The sequence below is a fragment of the Pseudomonas sp. PA-4-8C genome (assembly GCF_021606625.1).
GTDB classification, from domain to species: Bacteria; Pseudomonadota; Gammaproteobacteria; order Pseudomonadales; family Pseudomonadaceae; genus Aquipseudomonas; species Aquipseudomonas lactis.
This window is the reverse complement of record NZ_WKCD01000558.1, coordinates 1-1,082: the sequence shown is the minus strand read 5'-3', so window position 1 is coordinate 1,082 and position 1,082 is coordinate 1. Positions and strand designations below refer to the sequence as shown.

The 1,082-nt window shown below is 55.2% G+C and carries 1 protein-coding gene and 1 pseudogene; one reads left to right on the top strand and one right to left on the bottom strand.

Annotated elements, in window-relative coordinates:
* The first annotated feature begins 90 nt into the window (after positions 1-90).
* Positions 91-468, top strand: a complete 378-nt coding sequence (locus GIW04_RS30940; protein WP_034135014.1) for a response regulator — start codon at positions 91-93, stop codon at positions 466-468.
* Positions 469-541: 73 nt separating this feature from the next.
* Here the strand turns inward: GIW04_RS30940 and GIW04_RS30935 are convergent.
* Positions 542-1,082: pseudogene (locus GIW04_RS30935) on the bottom strand (hypothetical protein); the annotation flags it as partial.

The following is a 1,082-nucleotide window of genomic DNA, read 5'->3' as shown; positions in this document are numbered from 1 at the left end:
ACGGCCGAGTGAATTCAATCGTCACTTCGACGCAACCTCTGCGTGACCCCATGGTCGTAACTGCAGCAATTGACCGGACAAAGGCTTCCCATGAGTGAAGATGCACAAGATGTCGTACTGATCGTCGAGGACGACGAATCCATTATGTTTGTGCTGGGTGAGTACCTGGCGGGCCTGGGCTACCGGGTCTTGAAGGCGGTCGACGGAGAGCAGGCCTTCGAAATCCTTGCGACCAAGCCGCATCTGGACTTGATGGTCACCGATTATCGCCTGCCGGGTGGGATCTCCGGCGTGCAGATTGCTGAGCCTGCAATCAAGTTGCGTCCGGAACTGAAAGTGATCTTTATCAGCGGTTACCCGCAGGAGATTCTTGACTGCCACAGCCCGATCACGCGCAATGCACCGATTCTGGCCAAGCCGTTTGATCTGGATACGTTGCAGGAGCATATCCAGAGGTTATTGGCGTAATAACCAAGGTTCTTCTCGCACGCCGAGAAGAACCTTTTAATGCAGGGCGTTTCTTTTCAGCTTGTCGCCGCCTTTATGCCGAAGGCACGAAATCCTTTAAAGGCAGGCCATAGGGCTGTTTGCTGACGGGATCAAGTGCATACCATTTGCCATTTTTCTGGGTGGCCGCAATTTTAGTCATGCTGCCCTGCATCGTGGCGCTGCCCACGGTGGCGTTCTCAACGTTCCTGAATATCTTTACGGGGTCATAGTTGATTTTTATCCGGGGTTGGTTATTTCCCTCGGGGCCGCGGCTGGCCAAGTAGCTGATACCTTCCTGCACCCCGGCCAGTAGCAGGCCCTGGGCATCTATGGGGTTGAGCGCGCCTATTGCGCCACGCAACAGCTTTTTCGCGGTGCTCCCCAGCGTAGATGTGGCCGTCCTGACGCCAGCGCCCGCGGCCCGTGCGGCCCCACCGGCGCCGGCCAGGATAAAACCGAACGCGTCGAACGCCAAATCGATGAGGCCTTCTCGCCAGTTGCCCTTGATAAAGTTAGTGATGGCGTTGTAACCGGGAATCAGACCCAACACGAAATCTTCTAATTTTTGATAAAAAGGTACTTCACCATCGAAC

Bases quoted from the DNA above. Each gene is read 5' to 3' on its own strand.
- GIW04_RS30940 (WP_034135014.1), top strand. From the start codon at position 91: ATGAGTGAAGATGCACAAGATGTCGTACTGATCGTCGAGGACGACGAA.